The organism is Lysinibacillus sp. 10T31, assembly GCF_056394365.1.
Genome location: NZ_JBFTHS010000125.1, coordinates 1 through 1,774, shown reverse-complemented (window position 1 = coordinate 1,774; position 1,774 = coordinate 1). Strand labels below are relative to the sequence as shown.

At 37.0% G+C, this 1,774-nt stretch carries 1 pseudogene; it reads left to right on the top strand.

The annotated features are described in order from the left end of the window. Positions 1-158: 158 nt before the first annotated feature. Positions 159-1,718 (top strand): annotated as a pseudogene (locus AC1DCY_RS27065) (IS1182 family transposase); the annotation flags it as partial. Between the last annotated feature and the right edge of the window lie 56 nt (positions 1,719-1,774).

Below are 1,774 nucleotides of genomic sequence, written 5' to 3'. Positions count from 1 at the left end.
AAGAGGCTGGGACAAAACCCATCTCTAAACTAAAAAGCCGGTGAAATTTTACGATCAGTAAAATTTCACCGGCTTTAAATTTTTTTYATAAAAAAATAAGGACCACTTCTGATAAAATTAAGTCACCACAACAAAATTATACAGAAAGAAGGATCCTTATGTTTAAAGATTATAACATGAATCAATTAATTTTTCCTTTAGATTTAGAAGTGAAGTTACAAAAGAATGATATTGCCTTCCATGTCCACCACTTAGTCGAAAGTATCCCGCCTGAAGCGTTTRAACCATTTCTTCGAAATGAGGGCTGTCCTGCCTACCATCCACGCATGATGCTTAAAATTATCTTATGTGCCTACACGCAATCTGTTTTCTCAGGKCGCAAAATTGAAGCGCTTTTAAAAGATAGTCTTCGGATGATGTGGCTAGCTCAAGGGCATGAGCCAACCTACCGMACAATCAACCGATTCCGYGTTCAACCAGAGGTGAAAGAGTTGATACGTCAGTGCTTTGTTCAATTCCGCTGCCAGCTGGTACAGGAAGAATTAATTGATCAGGAAGCTATTTTTATTGATGGAACAAAGATTGAAGCGAATGCGAACAAATTTACATTCGTGTGGAAAAAGTCGATTGAGAAATATCATAACGGACTAATWGAAAAGTCAAACCAGCTATACGATGAGCTGCTTGAAAAAGAAATCATGCCAGAAATTGAACGGGAAAATGAAAAGGAATTAGCATTGGAATACCTCGCTCAAATGGTCGAAAAAGTAGATGAAGTGATTTCTGAATATGATCGAAAAATTGAGGACTCATCGGATGTAGCAGAGCGAAAGACTTTAAGAACRGAACGGAAATTCCCAAAGCAAGCTCGCAAAAAATTAATCGACTATATTGAACGCAAACTAAAATATCAAAGAGACTTCGAAATCTTTGACGAACGAAATAGTTATTCGAAAACAGACCCGGATGCGACATTTATGCGTATGAAAGATGACTATATGAAAAATGGTCAATTGAAGGCTGGTTATAACATACAAGTGGCAACAGAAGGTCAGTATGCGCTTGCCTACAGCATTTTTCCGAATCCAACGGATACACGTACATTAATCCCATTTTTAGATGAAATCGAACAACATTATTTTAAGTTACCAAAACATATCGTCGCAGATGCAGGATATGGCAGTGAACAAAATTACAATGATATCCTTTCGAATCGTAAGCGAGAAGCMTTAATCACATACAACCTGTATTTAAACGAACAGAAGAAAAAGTATAAGCAAAAYGAATTCAATACAGCGAATTGGGATTATGATAAAGAACATGATCGATACACTTGCCCAAACCAACAACAGCTTGTATTTAAATATCGTACCATGAAAACGGATAAGTATGATTTCACACGTGAGTTTAAGGTATACGAATGTGAAGACTGTTCYGGATGCCCCCTCCGTTCATTATGTACAAAAGCAAAAGAAGGAAATAATCGTAAGTTAATGGTGAATGAGAAGTGGGAACAACAAAAAGAATATGTGAGAGCAAAGCTTTCAGAAGAAAAAACGAGTACCATTTATCGTCAACGCAAAATTGACGTGGAACCAGTTTTTGGATTCTTGAAGGCTAATTTGCGTTTCACTCGATTTTCTGTACGAGGAAAATCGAAGGTTGAAAACGAGATGGGCCTCGCATTAATGGCCGTGAATTTAAGGAAATTCACAGCCATTAACTAAGAGCTAGATGGAGACAACATAAAAAATAGAGAAATCCGAATTTGAAT